Here is a 22455-nt window from a genome sequence, read left to right on the forward strand (position 1 = left end):
CGCGGAGTCCATCTAGGACCCGCGGCCTTACTTCTTGCCCGGAGACCCGGCCCCGCCAGGGCCGGCCGGCCGAGATCTAGCCCGGGGTCCTGTTCCCCCAGACGTTCATCGACGACGTTCTTCTTTACAGGACACAGGAGACAACCGTGCGCCTCACTGCGCTCCTCGACACTCTTCCCCAGGGCGGCTCGGGCCCCTGGGACCCACCTCAACACCCCGTCACGAGCGGGATCGGTTCGGACTCGGCGGAGTTCAACCGGCTGATGGACACACTGCTGCCGTGCCGTACCAACGACCCGGAGCTGTGGTTCGCCGAGCACAGCACTCAGGTGGAGCAGGCCAAGGCCCTGTGCCGCACCTGCCCCCTGATCGAGGGCTGCCTCGCCGGCGCCCTCGAGCGGAACGAGCCCTGGGGCGTCTGGGGCGGCGAGGTCTTCGTCGACGGCGCCGTTGTCGCCCGCAAGCGTGGCCGGGGTCGGCCGCGCAAGTCGGAGAACGTCGCAGCGGCCTGACCCAACCGCAGCGTTGAGTGCGTGATATTCGCCCGGCCAACGGCCATTGGTCGGGCGAATATCCCGCACTCAACGTAAGAGCATCAGGACGTCAGGGCATCAGGCCGGCAAAGCCACGCATCCGCAGCGCGGGTGCGGCTCCGCCGGCCGGACGCGGGGGAGCCCCGCCGGGAGCGAGATCTCCAGGCATGCACCGACGGCCGCGGGCCGGTGTCCGTCCAGCTGGGCGAGCACCTGGCTGGCGGCCGTCGCCGCTGCCACCGCGGCGAGCGTCGCCTCCTGCGTCGGCTCCGCCACCTTGCGCAGCTGGGCGGCCAGCGCGGGCCACTCCCGGTCGGCGTCGGCGCGGGCCAGGTCCACGCACGTCACGCATGCCGACCGGCCGGGCCGGACGAACGGCCCGACCACCACGTCCGCCTCCCGTACCACCACCGGCAGGTGCGGTACCCCGAGGCCGAGCAGCCGCTGGTACCGCGCCGGGTGCGCGGCGTGCGGCTCGGTGACGACCACTACATCGAGGGTCGTCGGGTCCAGCCCGGTCCCGCCCGCCCTGCTGTCGTCGACCCGGACCGCCACCCGCGGTGAGCGTTCCGCCAGCATGGACCGGACGGCGTCGTCGCGCGCCTGCCCGACGTCGACCGCCCGCAGGCCGCCCAGCCCGACGTCGGTGATCTGTACCGGCAGCGGGTCGTGCAGCAGCAGCCCGCCGACGCCCGCCGTCGCCAGGTGCAGCGCGACCGCCGTGCCCAGCCGCCCGAGCCCGACGACGCCGACCACCCGCCGTGCGCGGTCGGCCAGCGTCGCGAGCCCCGCGCCGTCGGGCCGCAGCATGCCGAGCACCGTCGCGTCAGCGGCGCCGTCGGCCGGAGCTGTCACCGCGCCGACAGTTTCCGGCACGGGGACCAGCACACCGGCCCGGAACAGGGCGGTCATGATCTCGTCGCGCCGCTCGGCGGGAACACCGCACCGCGCAGCCGACTGCTCGACGGTCACGTGCCGCCGTTCGGCGATCTCCTCGAGCCACGTCTCCTCCGCGGGCGTGAGCCCGGTCAGCACGAACGACCAGCGTGGGTCCGAACCGCACTGCATCTGGCCGCCGCCGCGACTGAGCACCGGTGTGCCTGGCCGCAGCCGGAGCAGGGGAGGGGGCTTCATGGCGACAACCATGCACGACGGCGTCGCACGCCCCCGGCCCTCGTCCACAGTTCCAGAGGTATATCCAAAGCAGCGCACTGACCGGAAGTTCCCGTGTGCGCCCAGAGCCAAATGGACGGCGCGCAGCTTGCCCACCCGGTTACGGTGACACTATGAGCGACCAGCACCAGCCCGGCGATACTCCCCAGTCGTGGGAGGACATGCTGCGCTCCATGCTCGGCGACGGCGCAGACGAAGTGATGGCCGAGATGCGTGAACGCGGCATCGACCCGACCGCGCTCGGCGGACCACCCGACCCCGTGATGATGCAGTACGCGCTGGCCCAGGTGCAGAAGATGCTCTCGGCCGAGGGCACCGGGCCGGTCAACGCCGACGTCGCGCACGACGTCGCGCGACAGGTTGCCGTCAGCAAGGGCGACCCGTCCCTGACCGCCAAGCAGGCCAAGGACGCCACGGATGCGCTAGCGGTGGCCGAGCTCTGGCTCGACGCCGTCACCGACCTCCCGCCCGCTGGCGGGAAGCGGCACGCGTGGAACCGGTCCGAATGGGTCGAGGCCACGCTGCCCGTGTGGAACGAGCTGGCGGCGCCCGTTGCCTCGTCCGTCTCGGAAGCGCTGGCCACGGTGCTGCGGGACCAGCTCCCCGAGGGCATCGACGACGGCGAGGCGATCCCCGGGATGCCCGCCGGTGTCCTGCACGGGCTCGGCGGCTCCATCGACCCGACCCAGATGATGCGCCGGCTCGGCTCGGCGGTGTTCGGCATGCAGGTCGGCCAGGCCGCCGGCACGCTCTCCCAGGAGGTGTTCGGCGCCACCGACGTCGGCCTGCCGCTGCTGGACAGCTCCGACACCGTGCTGCTGCCCACCAACGTCGCCGCGTTCGCCGACGGCCTGGACGCCCCGCTGGAGGAGGTCCGGCAGTACCTCGCCGTCCGCGAGGCCGCGCACGCCCGCCTGTTCACCCACGTCCCGTGGCTCCGGTCGCACCTGCTGTCGATAGTGGAGCGCTACGCGCGCGGCATCACCATCGACCTCGACGCGCTCGAGGCGCAGGTGCGCGACATCGACCTCGCCGACTCCGACGCCCTGCGCAGCGCCCTGTCCGGCGGTGTGTTCGGGCTGCAGAACACGGACGAGCAGAAGGCCGTGCTGCTGAACCTGGAGACCACGCTCGCCCTGGTGGAGGGCTGGGTCGACGAGGTCAGCGCCATCGCCGCCCTGCCGCACCTGCCGCACGCCATCCCGCTGCGCGAGATGATCCGACGCCGTCGCGCCGCAGGCGGTCCCGCTGAGCAGACGTTCTCGACGCTGGTCGGGCTGGAGCTGCGGCCGCGCCGGTCGCGCGACGCGGCAACCCTGTTCTCGATAGTTTCCCGCGCCCAGGGCACCGAGGGGCGCGACGCCGTGTGGGACCACCCCGATCTGCTGCCGGGCACACAGGACCTCGACGACCCGTCGAGCTACCTCGTGCGCCGCGAGGCCGCGGAGAACGAGCACGCCGACGTCGATGCCGCGCTCAAGGAGATCTTCGGCGAGGACACAGCCGGCGAGGACACCGCCGGCGAGGACGGCAGCGCCGACGAGCCGAAGGGCGACGGGCAGCGTTGACGGGCCGGGCGCCGAAGCCGGCGCCGGCCGATCACGATATGCCGTGGCCCTGGTGATCGAAAGCGGGCTAGGGTCGCCACTGATGGACGTCAGACAGAACTGAGGTACCCGTCGAGCCAGGTGCTCGCCGGGGTCTCAGTCATGCCTGTTTCCCATCGAAAGTGAATCCGCCATGCCGCATGCACCTGGGCGTATCGACGCCAGCCTCACCCTTTCCCTGTCTCTCGCCGCACTGTCCGGCGGCTTGTTCCTGCCGCTGTCGCTGGTGTACTTCACCGTCCTGACCGACATCCCGCTCCCTGTCCTGGGCGCGATCATGAGCGGGAGCGTCCTGATCGGACTGCCGCTCCCCGTCGTGGCGGGGATGCTGGTGGATCGCTGGACAGCACATCCCGTCGTCGTCGCCGGTTTGAGTCTCCAGGCCGTCGCATACGCCGGGTTCGTCGTCGCCCGCGATCCGATCGAGGTGCTGCTCGCGTCGTCGGTGATGGCTGTGGGCGTCCGTCTCTTCTGGTCGTCGGTGTTCACCTTCCTCGCGGACCACGCGGACACCGGATCCACCCTGTCGATGGAGCAGTGGTTCGGACGCCTCAACGCGGCCCGGACCGTCGGCATCGTGGTGGGCGGGCTCATCACGGGAGCCGTGATCTCGGTCCAGGTCGAGAGCGCCTACCTGGCACTCGCCTGGGCCGCATCGGTGTGCACGGCCCTCGCGGCGATCCTCGTTCTCGGCGTCGTGCGGCCTCTGCCCCGAGCCGACCGCCCCTCGCGTGCGGAGACACGGACCTACTTCTCGATCCTCCGGGACCGTGAGTTCTTGCGGTTCCTCGTGCTGAACAGCGTGCTGGCGCTGTCGACCCTGTTCTTCGGCCTGTCGTTGCCGACCGTCGTCCGTTCGGGGCTGGACGGTCCCGGCTGGTTGACCGCAGCGCTCCTGGTGACCAACGCGCTGCTGGTAGCGGTGTTCTCGGCGCGCGGGGCGGGCCTGGCGTCCAGCATCCCGAAGGTGCGGCTCCTGCGGCGTGCGGCACTCCTGTGGTCCGGTGCCTTCGCCGCCATGGCGGTCGCCGTGACCCTGCCCCTGGCCGTAGCGGCTCCGGTGCTCCTGATCGGCGTCGCGCTGCTGAGCGTCGCTGAGATCTTGCACGCCCCGTCGTCTGCCGCGCTGGTCGACGAGCTCGCTCGAGGTGCGCGCGGCAGGTACCTTGCCGTCTTCCAGTACTCGTTCGTCGTCGCGGAACTCGTCGCGCCGATCATGTTCACCGCGTTGTTCGGCGTCGCGGCAGCGCTACCGTTCGCCGCAGTCGCTGCGGCGTGCGGGCTCGTCGCCATCGCGCTGCGAAGCGGGCGCCGGCCGCGGCCTGCCGGCTGAGAGCGTGGCACGAGACGATCACCGTGGGATCGGCGGCTGCCCGCAGTCAGTCGTCCCCGTCGTCGGACGTGGTGTCCCCCGGGTCGTCCTGCGCGAACGACGCGCCCTCGAGGAATCCGCGCGCCCGGTCCGTCCGGGGGTAGACCTCGAGGATCTTCCAGAACTCCGGGCCGTGGCCTGCGTGCAGCAGGTGCGCCAGCTCGTGCAGCAGCACGTAGTCGAGCACCCAGGACGGCATGCCCTGGAGGCGGGTCGAGATGCGGATGGACCCGTCGAGCAGAGTGCACGACCCCCAGCGCCGGCCCTGGTTCGTCGACCACCGCACGCTCGAGGGCTTGGCATGGCCGTCGAGATACTTGGCCGAGAGCTCGCCGGCGCGGTCCATCAGTTCTTGGTCGGACGGACGGCGGCGCCGTTCCTTGTCCTCCAGCCGGGCCACCATCTTGGCCACCCACTCACGTTCCTGAGCCCGAGAGAAGCGCGCGGGAATGGCGACGATGGTCCGTCCACCGTCGCGGTATGCGCTCACCGTCGCGGTGCGACGGCGGCTCCGGCGCACCTCCACGGACGTCAGGGCGTCGTGGGCCACGGAATGACCGTAGCGTGTTATCGGCGCGACGTGGGGTATAACACACCGTTCAAGTGGAAAATCTTTGCACGACGGCGTAGTGATTGGCGTAGAGGAACGGCGCAGCGACCGGCATCGTGCGATCGCGCGCACGGGCCGCCGTCGGGCGGCTTTCACGGAAACCTCAGCCACGTGAGGAATGATGGTCCGGTGACCGATATGCGCGACCGCCAGCACGCACCGCAGCCCGACCCGTCGCCGTTCGACGACGCGCCTGTAGTGGTCGCCCCGATCTCGCGCCGCACGGTGACGCTCGGCGTCTCGCTGCTGGCCACCGCGGTCCTCGCCGCGCTGGCCCTGGTGGTGCCGACGCCGTACGCGATGCGCTCGCCGGGGCCCACCGAGGACACGCTGCAGCGGAACCTGATCCAGATCGAGGGCGCCCGGACGTACGAGTCGACGGGCGAGCTCCGCCTCACGACGGTGTCCGTGCTGGGCGGACCGGGTTATCCGATGCTGGCCGGCCAGGTGATCCAGGGCTGGCTGGACCCGAAGCGCTCGGTGCTGCCGGTGGAGGCGATCTTCCCGGAGGCGACCACCGAGGAACAGCAGAAGGAGCTCAGCCAGGCGGAGATGGTGTCGTCGCAGGAGTCCGCGACGGCGGCTGCGCTGACCGAGCTCGGCTACGACGTGCCCGCCGTCCTCGACGTGGCCGGGACGGAGCCGGGCTCCGGGGCCGAGGGCAAGCTCTCCGAGGGCGACGTGATCGTCGAGTTCCAGGGTGAGCCCGTGGGCACCTACGCCGACCTCATCGACGGGCTCGCCGAGACGAACCCGGGGGACGACGTGACGCTCGGGATCCAGCGGGGCAAGCGCACGACGGACGTCGCCATCACCACGTCGGGCAACGGGCAGCGGGCGGTCCTCGGCGTCTTCATCGACCCGCACTACGACTTCCCCGTGGACGTCTCCATCGAGATCGAGAACATCGGCGGGCCCAGCGCGGGCACCATGTTCGCTCTCGGCATCATCGACAAGCTGACCGCCGAGGACGAGGCGAACGGAGAGGTGATCGCCGGCACCGGGACGATGAGCCCCGAGGGCACGGTGGGCCCGATCGGGGGCATCGAGCAGAAGCTGTACGGGGCGGTCCGGGACGACGCCAAGTGGTTCCTCGCACCGGCGGACAACTGCCCCCAGGTGGTCGGCAACGTCCCCGCCGGGCTGAACGTCGTGAAGGTGGCGACACTGGCCGAGGCACGCGACGCCGTCGAGCAGATCGGACGGGGCGAGGGCAGCGACCTCCCGACGTGTTCCTGACCTCCCGGTGGAGAAGTTGACCGTGTGTTGCACATCTGGAGGATGTGGGAACCTTGTGCTGGGAACCTTGAGCAGAGCCCGGCCGTTCCACCTGGGTACGGCCCAACCATTTGATGACGTGAGGTAACGCAGTCGTGTCCTTCGCCGCAGCACCTCGCCGCCCTTCTGGCGGCGCCCCCCGAGCCCGACGACGCAGTCCGTTGGGGGTGGCGATAGTCGCGGTCGCCGCCGTGATCGCAGCCCTGCTTCTCCTAGCCCAGTTCTGGACCGAGGTGATGTGGTTCGGTCAGCTCGGGTTCTCCCGGGTGATCTGGACCGAGTGGGGCATGCGCGCCGCCCTGTTCGCCGGAGGGTTCCTGCTGATGGCCGGAGCCGTGTTCTGGTCGTTCACCGCGGCCTACCGGTCCCGCCCCATCTACGCACCCAGCACACCCGAGCAGGCGACGCTCGACCAGTACCGTGAGGCGGTCGAGCCGCTGCGCCGGGTCGTCATGATCGCCGCGCCGGTCCTCGTCGGCTTCTTCGCCGGTGTCGCTGCCTCCGCGCAGTGGCGGACGGTGCTGCTGGCGTTCAACAGCGAGCCCTTCGGCGAGACGGACCCCGAGTTCGGCATGGACCTCGGGTTCTTCGTCTTCCTGCTGCCCGCGCTGCGGTTCACGGTCGGGTTCCTCATCTCGGTGGTCGTGATCGCCGGTATCGCCGGGCTGATCACGCACTACCTCTATGGCGGGCTCCGGGTCGGCCCCGCCGCGGCGGGCGGTCCGCGGACCACCACCGCCGCGCGCGTCCACCTGGCCGTCATCGGTGCGGTGGGCCTGCTGCTGATCGCCGGCAACTACTGGCTGGACCGGTACTCGATCCTGACGAACGCGGGCGACCGGTTCGACGGCGCCTCGTACGCCGACGTGCACGCGGTGATCCCCGCCAAGGGCATCCTCACCGTGGTCGCGATCTTCGTCGCCGCGCTGTTCATCGTCACCGCCTTCCGTGGCGACTGGCGCCTGCCTGCGATCGGCGTCGGCCTCATGGTCGTGTCCGCCATCGCCATCGGCGGCATCTACCCCGCCGTCGTGCAGCGGTTCCAGGTGAACCCGAACGCGCAGGAGCTGGAGGCCGAGTACATCCAGCGCAACATCGACGCGACGCTGACGGCGTTCGACATCGACGACATCGAGAAGGAACAGTACGACGCGACGACGGAGGCGGAGGAGGGTGCGCTGCGTGCGGACGCCGACACCGCGGCCTCGATCCGCCTGCTGGACCCGCAGATCGTGTCGCCGTCGTTCCGTCAGCTGCAGCAGAACAAGCAGTACTACAACTTCGACGACTCGTTGTCCGTCGACCGCTACGAGATCGACGGCGAGTCCCGCGACACCGTGATCGCGGTGCGCGAGCTCAACCTCGACGGCCTCGGCCAGGACCAGCGCAACTGGGTCAACGACCACACCGTGTACACGCACGGCTACGGCGTCGTCGCCGCGTACGGCAACCAGCCCGGCCCGGACGGCCGTCCGGCCTTCTTCGAGGGTGGCATCCCTTCGCAGGGTGCGATCACCGACATGGAGGGCGAGTACGAGCCGCGCATCTACTTCAGCCCCAGCACCCAGACGTACTCCGTCGTGGGCGCGCCCGAGGGCACGAAGCCCTGGGAGCTCGACTACCAGGCGGACGACGCCGACGACGGCGGTCAGGTCAACACGACGTTCACCGGCGACGCCGGGCCCGAGGTCGGCTCCTTCGGGAGCAAGCTGCTGTACGCGCTGAAGTTCGGCGAGGAGCAGCTCCTGTTCTCCGACCGCGTGACGGGCGAGTCGCAGATCCTCTACGACCGTGACCCGCAGCAGCGCGTCAGCAAGGTCGCCCCGTGGCTGACCCTCGACAACCGGGTGTACCCGGCGGTCGTGGACGGCCGCGTGAAGTGGATCATCGACGCGTACACGACCAGCGACGCCGTCCCCTACTCCACGTCGACGCCGCTCGACGAGGCCGTCGCGGACACGCTCACCACTGCCTCCGGCGCTCCGGTCGAGCTGCCCGAGGAGGTCAACTACATCCGTAACTCGGTGAAGGCCACGGTCGACGCCTACGACGGTTCGGTCGACCTGTACGCCTGGGACGCCGAGGACCCGATCCTCAAGGCCTGGACCAACGTCTTCCCGGGCTCGATCAAGCCGCTCTCGGACATCTCCGCGGACCTGATGAGCCACGTGCGCTACCCCGAGGACCTGTTCAAGGTGCAGCGCACACTGCTCAGCCAGTACCACGTGACGGACTCCGCCGAGTTCTTCTCGGGCCAGGACTTCTGGAACAACCCGGCCGACCCGGTGTCGGGCGACGCGGCTACCGCGCCGCTCCAGCCGCCGTACTACCTGACGCTGAAGATGCCCGGGCAGGAGAAGTCGTCGTTCTCGCTGACGTCCACCTTCATCCCGGGCGGTAACACGGACCGTGAGGTGCTCACCGGCTTCCTCGCCGTGGATGCCGATGCGGGGACCGAGAAGGGCAAGAAGGCAGAGGACTACGGCAAGCTCCGCCTGCTCGAGCTGCCACGAGATACGACGGTGCCCGGCCCGGGTCAGGTGCAGAACAACTTCGACTCGAACCCGACGATCTCCGAGCAGCTGAACATCCTGCAGATCGGTGCGTCCACGGTGCGGCGGGGTAACCAGCTGACCCTGCCGGTCGGTGGCGGTCTGCTGTACGTGCAGCCCGTGTACATCCAGTCGACCGGCGGCACGCAGTTCCCGCTGCTGCGCAAGGTGCTCGTCGCCTTCGGTGACGACATCGGGTTCGCCGACACGCTCGACGAGGCGCTGGACCAGGTGTTCGGCGGTGACTCGGGTGCCCAGGCGGGCGACGCGGGTACTGCAGAGGACGAGGCGCCGATCACCCCGCCGACGGGTGAGGGCGAGCCGGGTACGGATCCGACGCCCGAGCCGTCCGGCGAGCCGAGCGCCGAACCCACCGGCGGCGCCGGCACGGGTGGTGCCGGGTCGACGGATCTGGACGCCGCACTCCAGGAGGCAGCCGACGCCATGGCGGACGCCAACGCCGCCCAGCGTGACGGTGACTGGACCGCATACGGCGAGGCGCAGGAGCGCCTGCAGCAGGCGCTGGAGGACGCGATAGCGGCCGAGGAAGCGCAGAGCTCGGCGGGCTGACCAGCCGCGCTCTGAGCGCACCATGACAGAGGCTCCCTGGTGTTCGCACCGGGGAGCCTCTGTCATGCTCAGCCGAGCCGGCGGGCCACCACCACCGAGTTGACGACGTCGTCGGTGGGATGGACCACCTCCAGCACCTCGAAGCCGGGCATGGCGCGCAGGTCCACCGGCGGGTAGAGGAGGGTGCGCAGGCCGCGCGCGCTCCGTGCGAGCAGCACGGTGCCTGGCCGCATCGAGCCGGCCATCCGCGCAAGGATTGCCGCCTTGGCGGACGACGTCGCCCCCACCAGCGCTGCGAGCACCACTGCGTCATGCGCCGCGAGGTCGACGTCGGCGGCGTCGGCCTGCTCGAACCGGACCCGAGGGGTACCGATCCGCGTGGTGACCCGTCGGGCGAGGGCGACCGCGACAGGGTCCCGGTCCAGGCCCACGACGGGGCAGCCGAGCGCGTCGGCGTACCCCACTGTGCTCAGGGGGAGCGGCCCGCAGCCGAGCACGGCGACGGACTTCGGTGTGCCGCCCGAGTGGATGAGCAGGCGCACCTCGAGGGCGGTGAGCCGGTGATAGTTGCCGAGGTACGGGAACTCGCTCAGTGCGGACGCCGAATCGGGCGCCGTCGCGATGCGTTCCGCCCAGGTGTGCTCAAGGGCTGTCTCGCCACGTGCGGCGATATCGCGGATGGCGTTCTTGCGATCCTCGACCTCCGGGTGCGCGAGGACGTCGAGGGCCTGACGGTCGGGCGCCGTGAGGACCGTCTGCACCAGCTCGCCGAAGAGCGCGTTGGTCCGGGGGTCCGGTCGCAGGTGGGGGAGTGCTGCAAGCTCGTCGGTGAGACGGACGATCCGGTCCGCGGTCAGGGTGGTGGCGCTCAGCTCCGTCGGCATGAGGATGATCGTTCCACGGCCGGATCGGTTCGATCGCTTGTGACCTGCGTCTCTACCGCCCGACCCGGTTTGCACTCAGCCCCAGGGCGTGCGTAAAGTAGGGGTTACCGCCGCGGGGTGGAGCAGTTCGGTAGCTCGCTGGGCTCATAACCCAGAGGTCGCAGGTTCAAATCCTGCCCCCGCTACAAAAGCGAAGTCGCAAGACATCGCGAACAGCCGGACCTACGAAATCGTAGGTCCGGCTGTTTTTATTTGCGGGTCGGTCCGGGCAGTCGGCCTGAGGGTGGCCGCGGCCGGGGACCCGCTAGTCCCGTGGCGCGACCCGGATGCGGTTTCCGTCGGGGTCAGCTGCCAAGAAGGTGCGGCCGAACCCCGTGTCCTGAGGCTCTTGCAGGACCGTGATGCCCTTGGACCGCCACGAGGCGAAGATCGCGTCGACCTCGTCGGACCCACCGACGGCCAGGCAGATCTCACCGGTCCGCGGGACGTCGGGCGAGAGGCCCTCGAACTGGCCGGACCACAGGGCGAGGTCAGCGCCCGGACCCAGGTCGAAGGCGATGTATCCCGGGGTCTCGAGGTACGGGCTCAGGCTGAGCAGATCGCCGTAGAAACGGGCTGCGGCCGGGGCGTCGTTCACGTAGACGATGGACACGACGGATGCGGTCATGGTGGTTCCTTCTGATCGGTGATGTTGAACGTGTCCACCAGCCTGGCCGGAATATGCGCCGGATCATGTCGCAATTTCTGGCAACGTGGAACCCGTGACACCGGACCGCTTCTTCTCCCTGATGCTGCTCCTCGAATCGCGCGATGCGGTGACGACGCACGACCTCGCGTCGGCGCTCGGCGTGTCCCTGCGGACCGTCACACGGGACCTGAACTGGCTCCGCGACGCCGGGCTGCCGGTCACCGCCCAGCGGGGTCGCTACGGCGGGGTCACCATGCTGCCCGGGACCGCGCTCGACCTGACGCGGCTCACGCCGGGCGAGCGGGATCACCTGTCGATCACGGGGCTGGACGAGAAGCAACGCGAGGAGCTGGACACGTCGGCCGAAAGCCGACGGGCACTGTCCAAGGTCGCCGTGACACGAGCAGCTCGGCCTGACGGGCTCCTGCCACTCACCGAGGTCGTGCACGTGGACAGCCGTCCCTGGCTCCGGGCGCGAGCCGATGGCGCGGCTCCGGCCGCGCTGGTCGGTCCGGTACGGCGAGGCCGCCGGCTACGGATCGACTATCAGAGCTCGAGCGGGGTGCGCGCGTGCGATCTGATCGTGGACCCTTACGGGCTGCTGGCCAAGGCCGGCGTCTGGTACCTGGTCGCGGACTGTGCAGGGGTGCCCCGGATGTACCGACTCGAGCGCATCACGGCGTGGAACGAGGTCGACCACCCACGGCGCATTCGCGAGAACCAGACCCTGGCCGCCGTCGCCACCGCGCTCGTCGAGCAGTGGGAGCACGACCATGCCATCGAAGTAAGCGCGACCATCGACCACGCGCAGCTGGATCGAGCGCGACGCATCCTCGGTCAGCGACTCATCGACCAGGACCGCCCCGCGAGATCCGCCGCCGGCCACGCTGTCACGATCCGATTCCGGCATCTGGAGGACGTGCGATCCCTCCTGCCGTTCGGGAGCAGCATCACCGTGCACGGACCGGCCGAGGTCACGGCCCGCCTCCACGACCTCGCCGCCGAGCTCTTCCACCACCACGGGCCGTCGGCGCCCTCGTGAACCGCCGCCCCATCGTCGGGATGCGCCTCAGTGCGCCAGGCCTGACGCGCACGCTGTCGCCAAAAACTGCCAAACGCTGACGACCTCTTGACCGGCCACGATGTCGGCTTCTATGGTCGGACCGGTCGCACGTGCCAAATCCTTTTGGCCTTGCCGTGGCAAAGGAGCCAACAACGATGGCTGACGCGAGTTCTTTCCCGTCGATCGAGATGTCCCGCAGAGCATTCCTCTTCGTCGGCACAGCCGTGACGGCTGCGGGGTACGTCACTCTCCCCTCGACGCACGCGTACGCCGCGTCGGAGTCACCGGCGACAGCAACCGACGAGCCGCCGCCCAACCGCTCCCACCGGACGCTGCTCGGGGTTCTCTGAGCCCACTTCTCCAGCCAGTTCAGACAACGAGACGGGACAGCCATGCCTTCGACGATCTATGACGTGACAACGTGGACCATTCCGGGAAGCCCCGCGACGACCGCGGGAACTGACATCGGCGCGATCATCAACAGCATCATCGCCGACATCAAGGCCGGTCAGCCGGCGCAGGGATCCAAGCCTGGCGCCGTGATCTACATCCCACCGGGCGACTACTCGCTGAAGACGCGCATCCTGATCGACATCAGCTATCTGCAGATCAAGGGCTCAGGGCACGGGTTCACCTCATCCAGCATCCGGTACAACTCCGGGAACACGTCCTCCTGGCACGAGATCTGGCCCGGCGGGAGCCGCATCCGGGTCGAGAACACCGACGGGAACGCCGAGGCGATCCTCATCCAGAGGGACGGTCTTCCCCGGCTGAGCTCGATCGAGCTGGTGGACTTCTGCCTGGACGGCGTGTCGTTCACTCCCGACCAGAACAGCTACCGCAACGGGAAGATCGGGATCCGGTCGACCACACCGACCGACTCCCTCCGGATCACCGGCATGGGGATGGTCTACCTCGAACGAGCCATCGTGGTTGTCGAGGCTGACGCGCTCCACATCACGAACAACTTCCTCTGCGAGTGCGGCAGCTGCGTCGAGCTGGTCGGCTCCGGCCAGGCGAGCATGGTCAACGACAACCTGATCGGCGCCGGTCCGGCGGGCTTCTCGATCTTCGCGGAGGACCACTTCGGGCTGATCATCTCGGGCAACAACATCTTCCCTCGCGGAAAGAGCTCGGTGCACCTCAAGAACGCCACCAACAACATGGTCTCCGCGAACCGCCTGCACGCCTTCTACTCCGGCATGATCACGATGGAGGGGGGCTGCCACAACAACCTCGTCTCGGCGAACCACTTCCTGCGCAACAGGGAGTCGTTCCCGGCGTTCCAGAACACTCCGCACCCCCAGGACGACCTGTTCGGTCTGGTCCATGTCCGGGGCAGCGGGAACACGGTCGTCTCGAACCACTTCTCGTTCGATGTCCCCAGCAGCACCATCACCCCTGCGGGCGCCAAGCCGACCATGGTGCTGGTGAGGTCCGGCGACAACAACTACGTCGCCACGAATCATCACGCCGCGAACGTGGCGGTGAACGCCGTCGTCCTCGACGGAAGCACCACCAACACCAAGGTCCTCGACTGCGGATCCTCGACCGAGTTCCAGGCTGCGAACGGCGCGACCTTCGGATTTCGCGCGACGCCGTAGCCCCGCGCGACCGCACCTCCATCCGCACCCGACAACGAAGTCAAGGACGGAGTCAAGATGTTTGTTCGACGCGCCCGCAGACTGCCCACGATCGCAGCGCTGGCTCTCGCGCTCAGCCTCACCTTCGCAGGGATCGTGCTCTTCTCCCCGACGCCGGCGGCAACAGCCGGGGAGGCGGCCGACTATCCGGAGTCGCCTTACGCGATCACCGACTACAGCGAACCCTTCCGCGGGCAGTTCCACTTCAGTCCGCAGAACGGCTTCATGAATGACATCAACGCGCCGCTCTACTACAGAGGCGTCTACCACCTCTTCTTCCAGCACAACCCCCACGGCCTCGCATGGGACACGGTCCACTGGGGTCACGCGACGAGCACTGACCTCCTGCACTGGGAGCAGCAGCCGATCGCACTCGAACCCGGAGTCCATCCGGGCAATCTCTGGTCCGGCGCGGGCTGGGTCGACGTGGACAACGTCACCGGGCTCAAGACGGGGAGCGACGATCCGATCCTCCTGTTCACGAACACGGAGGGCGTCAGCATCGCGTACTCGACCGATGGCGCGAAGACCTTCAAGATGTACGACAACGGCGCCAAGGTCATCAGCAACCCGGTCGAGAGCCGTGACCCGAAAGTCCAGTGGGACCCAGCGCACAACCGCTGGGTGATGGTCACGTTCCAGGCCGGTGCCGGCGCCGTGTTCTACACGTCGACCAACCTGCTCGACTGGACCCACCGGGGAATCTACTCGGCGAGCTGGTTCTCCGAGTGCCCGGATCTCTACAAGCTCCCCGTCGACGGCAGCTCGTCCAACGAGAAGTGGGTTCTCCAGGATGCCAGCGGCGAGTACGTGATCGGTTCCCTCGACGCGTCAGGCATGTTCGTCTCGGACTGGACGAGCCCGCAGCGGATGGAGTGGGGCATCTCAGGGGCCGCCTTCGCTCCCTCCACCTGGTACGCGCCGCTGACCTTCAACCAGTTCCCCGGCGGGAGGGTCGTGCAGATGGGGTGGCAGCCGAGCAACGCCGGCGTCACCTGGACCGGCAACGCGTCATTCCCCGTTGATCTCGCCCTCAAGACGTATCCCGAGGGCATCCGGATCACGCGCACCCCGATACCCGAGATCTCGACGATCCGCGCCACGACGCGGACGTGGGGGCCGCGCACCATCACAGCCGACGCCGCAAGCGATCCGTTCATCGGCGAGCTCGCGGACACCTACGAGATCAATGCTGTCTTCGACATCGCGAACACGACTGCCTCCGAGTTCGGGTTCCGGCTGCATGTGCGCCCCGACGGTTCGAGTGATCGGACCGTCTCCTACTCGGTCGGCGGACAGACGCTCTACGGGCAGTCGATGCCTCCGATCTCAGGCCGGGTGACGATCCGGCTTCTCGTCGACCGAGGGCAGCTCGAGGTCTTCGGGAACGACGGCAAGACCGTCGTGAGCGACAACGTCTCGTTCGATTCGTCGGCAGGTAGCCAAGGAATCCAGCTCTACGCATCGGGGGGCTCGGCGTCGCTGGCCTCGCTCAGCTTCTCCCGCATCGCATCCACCTGGAAGCCTGCTCCCGCGGGGAGAGCGCCCAACAACGCCATCGCATCGACGGCGCGACAGGACAAGTGCGTAGACCGCGACGTCGCCTCGGGACGGGTGCAGCTATGGGGCTGTCTCGGGAACACGCAGCAATCCTGGGAGCTGGACAGCCGGGGCCGGCTCTCCACCGGGGGAGTCTGCGCCGAGGTTCCGCCAGGGCAGACCGCCAACTTCACTCTCGTCAGCGTGGCGCCGTGCACCGGAGCCGCGAACCAGCAGTGGCGGCAGGGCAACTTCGGCTCGCTCATCAACCTCGCGTCCGGGCGTTGCCTGGACATCCCGGAGGCCGACTTCAGCAACGGCCGTCAGCTGCAGATCTATGACTGCGTGGGCACGCGGAACCAGAGCTGGGTCGGCCCACCAGGGCCGACGTCGGAGCCGGCGCGGGCCGCTATGAGCCGATCACCGGCGTCGCCCGCACTGCATTGAGGCGCCTGTCGGCGACGACCTGTGCCTCGGTCCCGGAGTCGAGGACCGTGTTCCGGGCCGATTCGGGATCGACCAGGACCGTCGTGACGATGAGACCGTCCGAGGCATCGGTAGCGAGCAAGGCATCCACCTGGGCCGCGAAGCAGGAGTCGCTCGTCGCGGCGTGCACGTCCAGGGCGACGATGTGATTGCTGGAGACGTAGTTGCCGGATCCCGCTACCACTCGGATGATGACCGGCGTCGAGCCGGGCGGCCGGATGCCCTGCGCATCGATGATCTCCGAGAAGTGGTTGCCGATGACGGAGTTGTTGCTGCCGCTCACGCGAAGCAGCCCGTAGGTGTCTTCCCGTCCGTTGTCGATCCCCAGAAAAGGCGTCCAGGGCTCGTGGTCCCGCAAGAAGTGATTGGCGGACACGAGGTTCTCCGAGCTCGTCGACTCAAGGACGACCATCCCTGGGTAGAACGAGTGCAGACGGTTGTTGCTGACGCTCGAGCGCGTGACTCCGCTGAGATGGACGCTGCTCGCTCCACGGGGAAATATGTTGTTCGCGGTGATCAGCAGCCCGCCATGGTTCTCGGCGTAGATCGAGTGTCCCTTGAAACCGGCTCCGATCAGGTTGTCGGTGATCTTGGACGCTTGCCCCCACCCGCGCAGCTCGATGCAGCTGCCGCACTCGGCGATGAAGTTGTCGTGGATCGAGAGCGCGTCCGCGTTGTGCAGCACGAGTGCGTGCTCGAGATACACGAATCCCATGCCGTTGATGCGGAACGAGTCGTTGGCACTCGCGACATGGATGCCCGTCTTGCCGTTGACGTAGGTGTTCTCGGGCTGCAGGTCCGAGCCGTCCGGGTCGAAGTGCAGTCCGTCGATGCAGAAGTTCGCGAACTCGAGCGAGCTGATGCGCGGGCTTCCGTCGCGCTCGACGTAGAAGGCGGCACCCTTGGACCCGTCCTCTCCTGCACCAGGGGCAAGGTCGACGAGAACGCGGCTGCCTCCGGGCCACAGCTCGTGCAGGTCCGGCACCTCGTCCTCGGGCACGTTGAACCGGATGCTCGAGGACGTGAAGCCGTGCCCGGCGCCTTCGATCCGGAGGAAGCTGATGTCGATCACGACCTGCGTGCGAAGGCGGTAGTCACCCGGCGGGATGTAGATGACGGCGCCGGGCTTTCCGCCGTCGGCCGTGACCGCCTGCCGTTGCTTGACGTCCGCGATGATGCTGTTGATGACCTGGCCGATGTCCTCGACCGGATCGCCGACGGGCCACGTCGTGACGTCGTAGTAGTTAGCGCCTGGCAAGAGCACTGCCCTCCAAGATCGTGAGACGCCCGTCGACCCACGCGACGGGCTGCGGGTCGGTGATCTCTCCCACCCAGCCGCCCTTTCCGTCGTTGTTGCGGAACGCGAGGAACTGCCAGTGCCCGGCACGGTCCTCCACCAGCCGCCCGACGTACAGGTGCTCGTCGGTGACCCGGTACGACTCCTCGGTCCTGAACGGCCCGGCGAGCGAGTCCGTCGGGAACGCCCATACGCCACCGGTCGGATCGTCCCCGCGCCGTGCGCGCGAGAGCTCCGATCCGAGGCAGGAGAAGAGGCCGACCGGACGGCCGTCGACGTTCACCGTCTGCACGACCTCGATGTGGCCGAAGCCTGCGCCGGGCTGCGAGAGCGGCGGCTGAACGGTCCACGCCTTCAGGTCGGGCGACGTGGCGTGACCGACGACCCCGCGGTCGTCGGCGTCACCGTGGTTCGCACGCGCGGTGATCAACATGTGCCAGATCTCACCGTCGCGGAAGACCCATGGATCACGCCAGGCCTGGTCCGGCCACTGCCGCGTCTCGGCTGTCTCGTACCACTGGGGATCCGGGGCGAGAACCTGCCGTCCGGGTTCACGGTGCCAGGTGAAGAGATCGGCCGAGACGACGGAGCTGATGCGCTGGTTCAAGCCTCCTTCAGCTCGGCTGACCGCCGTGTAGAACATGCGCCACATCCCGTCGTCCTGGCGCACCACGGACCCGGTCCAGGTCGCGAGGTCGTCGAAGTTCGGCGAGTCGTCAGGAAGGACGGCGTCTGCGTGCTCGGTCCAGCTCGACAGGTCCGTCGACGTCGCGTGCCCGATGGTCGCCCGCCAGTGTCGCCGGTCGGGATCGATGAGAGCGCGTGAGGCCTTGAGGAAGAAGAGGTGATAGCGGTCGCCGTCGTCGGCTGTCCAGAAGTCCCAGACCCAGGAAGAGGCAAGTCGAAGCATCGTGCACCTTTCAGTCGGCGTGTGGCGCGGCGACTGAACCTCGAATGACGAGTGGGCAGTCGAGAAGCGTGGGTTCGTCAGCGAGCAGCTTGCGGTCGGCCTCGCCGTGCAGGAGACGCACAAGGGTGTCGACCGCCCAGGCGCCCATCTCGTAGTGCGGCAGGGCGACCGTGGTCAGTCCGGGGAAGAGGTTCGCCGCGATCAGTTCCTGGTTGTCGAATCCGACGATCGAGAGATCATCCGGAATCCCGAGGCCGAGCTCCGTCGCCGCCCGGTAGGCGCCCATCGCCATCCGGTCGTTGTAACAGAACAGGGCTGTCGGGCGATCGCTCCTGCTCAGGATCTCTCGGGCCAGCTCGTAGCCCGGAAGCGTCTCCGACGGTGCCGACAGGACGAGCGCCGCGTCGTAGGGAATCTCGTGCTTCGCCAGGACGCTTCGGTATCCCTCGAGCCGGCCATGGGTGGCCGGCACGTCGTCGTCGTTGTTGAGGAAGCCGATCCGGGTATGCCCGGCTTTGACGAGATGCGTGACCGCGGCGATCGCGCCGCCCACCTCGTCCGGGACGGCCGCGGGAACGATCCCCGCCTTGTCGGTCGAGTCGATGAGGACGGTGGGGAGCCCTTGCAGATTCGGTGGCAGGGAGACCATCCGGTGGTACATCGTGGCGTACAGGACGGCGTCGACCTGCCGGTCGATGAGCGCCTGGACGTCGTCCTTGTGCGAGTTGGGACCGGACTCCCGATCCGTGTTGATGATGACCAGGGTCAGGTCGTGCTCCCGTGCCGCATTCTGCGCGCCGAGAATGATCCGGCCGGCGTGCGGGGTGGTCGCGATCTCCTCGCTGAGCAGGCCGATGAGCCCGGAGCGGTTCGTGCGTAGCGCCTGCGCTGCGCGGTTCGGTCCGTATCCGAGAGTCTTGGCGGCTTCGCGCACGCGTGCTCGCGTTTCCTCGGCGACCCGTGTATGAGGAGTGTCGTTGAGGACGTGCGAGACCGTCGTCACCGATACACCGGCCAGCTTGGCGACATCTCTGATTCCTGTGCTCTTCACGGCCATGATTCTTCCTCCGTGTTTCTCATGAGTCGCGCACTAGCCCTTGACCGCGCCGAGGGTGAGCCCCGCGACGATGTGCCGCTGGAGGAACAGTGTCAGCAGGATGACGGGGATCGAGTAGACGGCCGCAAGAGCCGTCATCCCGCCCCAGTCCAGTCCGAACTGGCTCTGGAAGTTGGCGATCACGACGGGAGTCGTCTGGGCACGCACCGAGGTCAGCAGGAGAGCGAACAGGAACTCGTTCCACGAGGCAAGGAAGGCGAAGATCGCGGTCACCGCGAGCCCACCGGACACGAGAGGCAGAACGACACGCACCATCGCCTGCGGACGGCTGCAGCCGTCGATCTGCGCGGCTTCGCCGAGCTCGTCCGGTACCGCCTCGAAGAAGCTCGCCATCAGCCAGATCGACAACGGGAGCGAGATGGTGGTGTGCGCCAGCGCGAGTCCGAACGAGGTGTCCGTCACCCCGAGGCCGCGCATGATCTCGACGAGCGGCGCACCGACCGCGATCGTTGGCACCATGCGCGTGACAAGTGCGGCGACGACGAACACCCGGCCGCTCGGTGTGCGGAACCGCGTGATCGCATAGGCGGCGGGTACGGCGAGAACGAGCGACAGCGCCGTGGAGACGACCGCCGTCACCACGCTGTTGATCAGCGCGGCCGGCACACCCTCACGAGCGAGCGCGGATACGTAGTTCTCCAGGGTCAATACCTCGGGGAACACGCTCGGCGGCACCGCGATCGCGTCGAGCGGCGCCTTGAAGGACGTGAGAAGAAGATAGATGAACGGAAAGCCGTAGAGGATGATCGCGGCCGCAAGAAGAAGCCAGAGGACGACGCGGCTGCGACCGCGGGTTTCGAGTGGATTCATCGTGCACTGCTTCCTGGACGCCAGATGAGAGTGATTGCGGCGATGGCGACTGCCAGCATCACGACGAGGTAGACGGTGCCCATCGCACTGGCGAGGCCCGGATCACCGAACCTGGTCATGGTCCGGTAGATCAGAAGGCTCAACGTCGTCGTGCTGCCCTGCGGTCCTCCGTCGGTCTGGATGAGGATGATGTCGAAGGCTCGAGCCGCATCGATGCCGCGCACGATGAGGGCGACCGCGATGACCGGTCGCAGCAGCGGAATGATGATGCTGAACAGGATGCGCGGATACCTGGCGCCGTCGATCCGGGCAGCCTCGATCACGTCTCCTGGGATGTTCTGGAGACCCGCGAAGAGCACGAGGGTGATGAACGAGGTAGTGAGCCAGATATCCGGGATCGCGACGGAGAACAGCGCGATGCCGGGGTCGCTCAGCCACTGGACCTGATCGGGGCTGGCGAGGATGCCCGCCTCGAAGAGCAGCTGATTGACGATCCCGAAGTTGTCGATGAGAAGGAAGCGCCACAGGAGTCCTGCCACGACGGGGGCGATCATGAGCGGATACATGAAGACCGTGCGGAACACGGCCGATCGCTGGCCGAGCGCGGTGAACAGCAGAGCGATGGCGAGTCCGAGGACGAACTCCATGCCGACGACGACGAGTGTGTACGCCACCGTTCGAACCGACGCCGACCGGAATGCGTCCGAGGCGAAGGCGTCCGCGTAGTTCGCGAGCCCGACGAACGTCCTCGGTGCGCCGGCGAACGGAGAGATCTCGAAGAAGCTGTCGTAGATGAATCGCGCGAGCGGCCACAGCACGAACGTCGCGAGGAACAGCACTGCCGGTGTCATGAGCAGCAGGGCGAACCGGCGGTCGCCGCGATCCTTGCGACCTGTTCGCGGGCGGCCCGAGGCCAGAACGGTGTGCGCCGTTCCGGCCACGGCGTGGCGGGAAGAGGTGTCCACGGGTGATGTCTCCTGAGCTCTGGATCGTCTACTCGACGATCGCTTCGATCTGACCCTTGGCCTCTTCGAGGAGCTTGCTCGTGTCCGCGCCGGGCTCGACCGCCTTCTGCAGCATCGGCACGAGCGCCGAGTCGACTATCTCCTGCCAGTCCTCGGTCGCCGGACGAGGCAGCGACCGGGCCGACTCGAGCGTGGTGACCAGCGCTGGATAGTTCTCGTACCCGGCCGCTCCGGCCTTGCTCTCGAAGGCGCTCTTGCGTGCGACGAGGCCCAGCGACGTGTCAGCCGAGAGGTCGTTGTGCTCGTACGCGAACCGGATGAAGTCCTTCGCCGCCTCCGGGTTCTTGCCGGTGGCCGGCGCCGAGAGGTACCAGGCGCCCGGGACACCGGCTACGCCGCCCGGTCCGCCGATCATGGGCGCCACGCCGATGTCGTCCTTGATGGGCGAGTCCTCGGGGGTCTGCCGGTAGGCATGGCCCCAGAACCGCATCATCGCGAGCTGCCCCTGGTAGAAGAGGTTCTGTGATCCCGCCCAGTCCAGCTGGGCAGCCCCGGAGGGGGCGTACGGAAGCAGGCTGACGTAGTAGTCGAGGGCGGCCTTGTGCGCTTCGTCGTCGATGGTGACCTCGTTGGTCTCGGCATCGAGGATCATGTGCTCCTCGCCGGCCTGAGACACGGTTGCCAGCCACTCGGTCTCCACCGCGGCCTTGACGTCGGTGCCGTAGAGATCGGTCTTGCCGTCACCGTCGGTGTCGCGCGTGAAGAACTCAGCGGCATCCTTGTACTGCTCCCACGTGGTGGGGGGAGCGAGCGGATACCCGTACTCCGCCTCGAAGTCGGCCTTGTTCTTCTGGTCCTCGAAGAGATCGGTGCGGTAGAAGAGGATCTCGGAGTTGGTCCATACCGGCATCCCGACGAAGTGGCCGTCCACCTGGGCCTCGGACACGAGACCGCCGAACAGGTCCGACTGCACGTCGTCGGTCACGATGTCGTCGATCGGTGCGAGCCCTGGCGCGAAGGCGGTCAGCCAGATGGCGTCGAGCGCGGCGACGTCGAACGACGGTTCTCCCGCCTTCAGCTCCGACGACACCCGATCGTAGAGGCCGGCGTACGGGAGCTCGACGAGCTTGACCTCCGTGCCCGTCTCCTCCTGGTAGAGGTCGGCCACGGGCTGAAGCTCGGCCTTGCCACCTCCTTCGACCACGACGGTCAGCGTTGTGCTGCCCGTGGTCTGCTCAGCAGTGCTCCCGCCGCCGACGCCGCAGCCGCTCAGCACGAGGGCTGAGGCGGCCACTGCTGCGGCGGCAGCGGGAACGCGCCGGACGCGGCCCTCTGCGTGCATTCGAAACTTCGTCACT

General features: G+C 68.2%; 19 protein-coding genes and 1 tRNA gene. 10 read left to right on the plus strand and 10 right to left on the minus strand.

Annotated elements, in window-relative coordinates; genetic code table 11:
- The first annotated feature begins 146 nt into the window (after positions 1-146).
- Positions 147-512, plus strand: coding sequence for a WhiB family transcriptional regulator (locus AB0F70_RS22675; protein WP_116673785.1), 366 nt, complete (start codon positions 147-149; stop codon positions 510-512).
- Positions 513-611: 99 nt separating this feature from the next.
- On the opposite strand, the gene AB0F70_RS22680 is transcribed toward AB0F70_RS22675, so the two are convergent.
- On the minus strand, positions 612-1667 hold the full coding sequence (locus tag AB0F70_RS22680) for a ThiF family adenylyltransferase (protein ID WP_357453705.1): 1056 nt from the start codon (positions 1665-1667) through the stop codon (positions 612-614).
- Positions 1668-1819: 152 nt separating this feature from the next.
- On the opposite strand from AB0F70_RS22680, the gene AB0F70_RS22685 reads away from it, so the two are divergent.
- Positions 1820-3274: a zinc-dependent metalloprotease gene (locus tag AB0F70_RS22685; RefSeq protein ID WP_357453708.1), complete on the plus strand. Its 1455-nt coding sequence runs from the start codon at positions 1820-1822 to the stop codon at positions 3272-3274.
- A gap of 172 nt (positions 3275-3446) precedes the next feature.
- A complete protein-coding gene (locus tag AB0F70_RS22690) occupies positions 3447-4646 on the plus strand; it encodes an MFS transporter (protein ID WP_357453711.1) in 1200 nt (399 codons plus the stop codon).
- A gap of 46 nt (positions 4647-4692) precedes the next feature.
- On the opposite strand, the gene AB0F70_RS22695 is transcribed toward AB0F70_RS22690, so the two are convergent.
- The gene (locus AB0F70_RS22695; protein WP_357453714.1) at positions 4693-5235 is read right to left on the minus strand and encodes a SprT-like domain-containing protein; all 543 of its coding nucleotides are present in this window, start codon (positions 5233-5235) and stop codon (positions 4693-4695) included.
- A 198-nt stretch (positions 5236-5433) separates the two neighbouring features.
- Here AB0F70_RS22695 and AB0F70_RS22700 point away from each other — a divergent pair, with 198 nt between their 5' ends.
- Together AB0F70_RS22700 and AB0F70_RS22705 are read left to right on the plus strand one after the other, a co-directional pair.
- The gene (locus tag AB0F70_RS22700; protein ID WP_357453899.1) at positions 5434-6534 is read left to right on the plus strand and encodes a PDZ domain-containing protein; all 1101 of its coding nucleotides are present in this window, start codon (positions 5434-5436) and stop codon (positions 6532-6534) included.
- Between the two features lie 134 nt (positions 6535-6668).
- A complete protein-coding gene (locus AB0F70_RS22705; RefSeq protein WP_357453717.1) occupies positions 6669-9695 on the plus strand; it encodes a UPF0182 family protein in 3027 nt (1008 codons plus the stop codon).
- Positions 9696-9763: 68 nt separating this feature from the next.
- On the opposite strand, the gene AB0F70_RS22710 is transcribed toward AB0F70_RS22705, so the two are convergent.
- The gene (locus tag AB0F70_RS22710; protein ID WP_357453720.1) at positions 9764-10579 is read right to left on the minus strand and encodes a nicotianamine synthase family protein; all 816 of its coding nucleotides are present in this window, start codon (positions 10577-10579) and stop codon (positions 9764-9766) included.
- A gap of 111 nt (positions 10580-10690) precedes the next feature.
- On the opposite strand from AB0F70_RS22710, the gene AB0F70_RS22715 reads away from it, so the two are divergent.
- Positions 10691-10764, plus strand: a tRNA-Met gene (locus AB0F70_RS22715).
- Between the two features lie 119 nt (positions 10765-10883).
- Here the strand turns inward: AB0F70_RS22715 and AB0F70_RS22720 are convergent.
- Positions 10884-11246, minus strand: coding sequence for a VOC family protein (locus tag AB0F70_RS22720; protein WP_357453723.1), 363 nt, complete (start codon positions 11244-11246; stop codon positions 10884-10886).
- 94 nt (positions 11247-11340) lie between these two features.
- Between AB0F70_RS22720 and AB0F70_RS22725 the strand changes: the two genes are divergently transcribed.
- The 4 genes from AB0F70_RS22725 to AB0F70_RS22740 all read left to right on the plus strand — a co-directional run bounded on the left by AB0F70_RS22725 (position 11341) and on the right by AB0F70_RS22740 (position 15959).
- The gene (locus AB0F70_RS22725; protein ID WP_357453726.1) at positions 11341-12309 is read left to right on the plus strand and encodes a WYL domain-containing protein; all 969 of its coding nucleotides are present in this window, start codon (positions 11341-11343) and stop codon (positions 12307-12309) included.
- A gap of 176 nt (positions 12310-12485) precedes the next feature.
- A complete protein-coding gene (locus AB0F70_RS22730; RefSeq protein WP_357453729.1) occupies positions 12486-12680 on the plus strand; it encodes a hypothetical protein in 195 nt (64 codons plus the stop codon).
- Positions 12681-12743: 63 nt separating this feature from the next.
- Positions 12744-13934, plus strand: coding sequence for a NosD domain-containing protein (locus AB0F70_RS22735; RefSeq protein WP_357453732.1), 1191 nt, complete (start codon positions 12744-12746; stop codon positions 13932-13934).
- A gap of 57 nt (positions 13935-13991) precedes the next feature.
- Positions 13992-15959 carry a ricin-type beta-trefoil lectin domain protein gene (locus tag AB0F70_RS22740; RefSeq protein WP_357453735.1) on the plus strand — a complete coding sequence of 656 codons (1968 nt, stop codon included), beginning with the start codon at positions 13992-13994 and terminating at the stop codon, positions 15957-15959.
- On the opposite strand, the gene AB0F70_RS22745 is transcribed toward AB0F70_RS22740, so the two are convergent.
- The 6 genes from AB0F70_RS22745 to AB0F70_RS22770 form a co-directional block, all read right to left on the minus strand.
- On the minus strand, positions 15922-17256 hold the full coding sequence (locus AB0F70_RS22745; protein ID WP_357453902.1) for a NosD domain-containing protein: 1335 nt from the start codon (positions 17254-17256) through the stop codon (positions 15922-15924). The two genes, AB0F70_RS22740 and AB0F70_RS22745, sit on opposite strands and share 38 nt — an antisense overlap.
- Positions 17243-18205: a glycosyl hydrolase family 32 gene (locus AB0F70_RS22750; protein ID WP_357453738.1), complete on the minus strand. Its 963-nt coding sequence runs from the start codon at positions 18203-18205 to the stop codon at positions 17243-17245. The genes AB0F70_RS22745 and AB0F70_RS22750 overlap by 14 nt, the downstream gene beginning before the upstream one ends.
- 10 nt (positions 18206-18215) lie before the next feature.
- Positions 18216-19262, minus strand: a complete 1047-nt coding sequence (locus AB0F70_RS22755; protein WP_357453741.1) for a LacI family DNA-binding transcriptional regulator — start codon at positions 19260-19262, stop codon at positions 18216-18218.
- A gap of 33 nt (positions 19263-19295) precedes the next feature.
- The gene (locus AB0F70_RS22760; RefSeq protein ID WP_357453744.1) at positions 19296-20132 is read right to left on the minus strand and encodes a carbohydrate ABC transporter permease; all 837 of its coding nucleotides are present in this window, start codon (positions 20130-20132) and stop codon (positions 19296-19298) included.
- Positions 20129-20983 (minus strand): sugar ABC transporter permease, encoded by an 855-nt coding sequence (locus AB0F70_RS22765; RefSeq protein ID WP_357453905.1) that lies wholly within the window; start codon positions 20981-20983, stop codon positions 20129-20131. The genes AB0F70_RS22760 and AB0F70_RS22765 overlap by 4 nt, the downstream gene beginning before the upstream one ends.
- Positions 20984-21125: 142 nt before the next feature.
- Positions 21126-22454, minus strand: coding sequence for an extracellular solute-binding protein (locus AB0F70_RS22770; protein ID WP_357453748.1), 1329 nt, complete (start codon positions 22452-22454; stop codon positions 21126-21128).
- Position 22455 lies beyond the last annotated feature (1 nt).

Source organism: Promicromonospora sp. NPDC023805 (genome assembly GCF_040639635.1).
Lineage (GTDB): Bacteria > Actinomycetota > Actinomycetes > Actinomycetales > Cellulomonadaceae > Promicromonospora.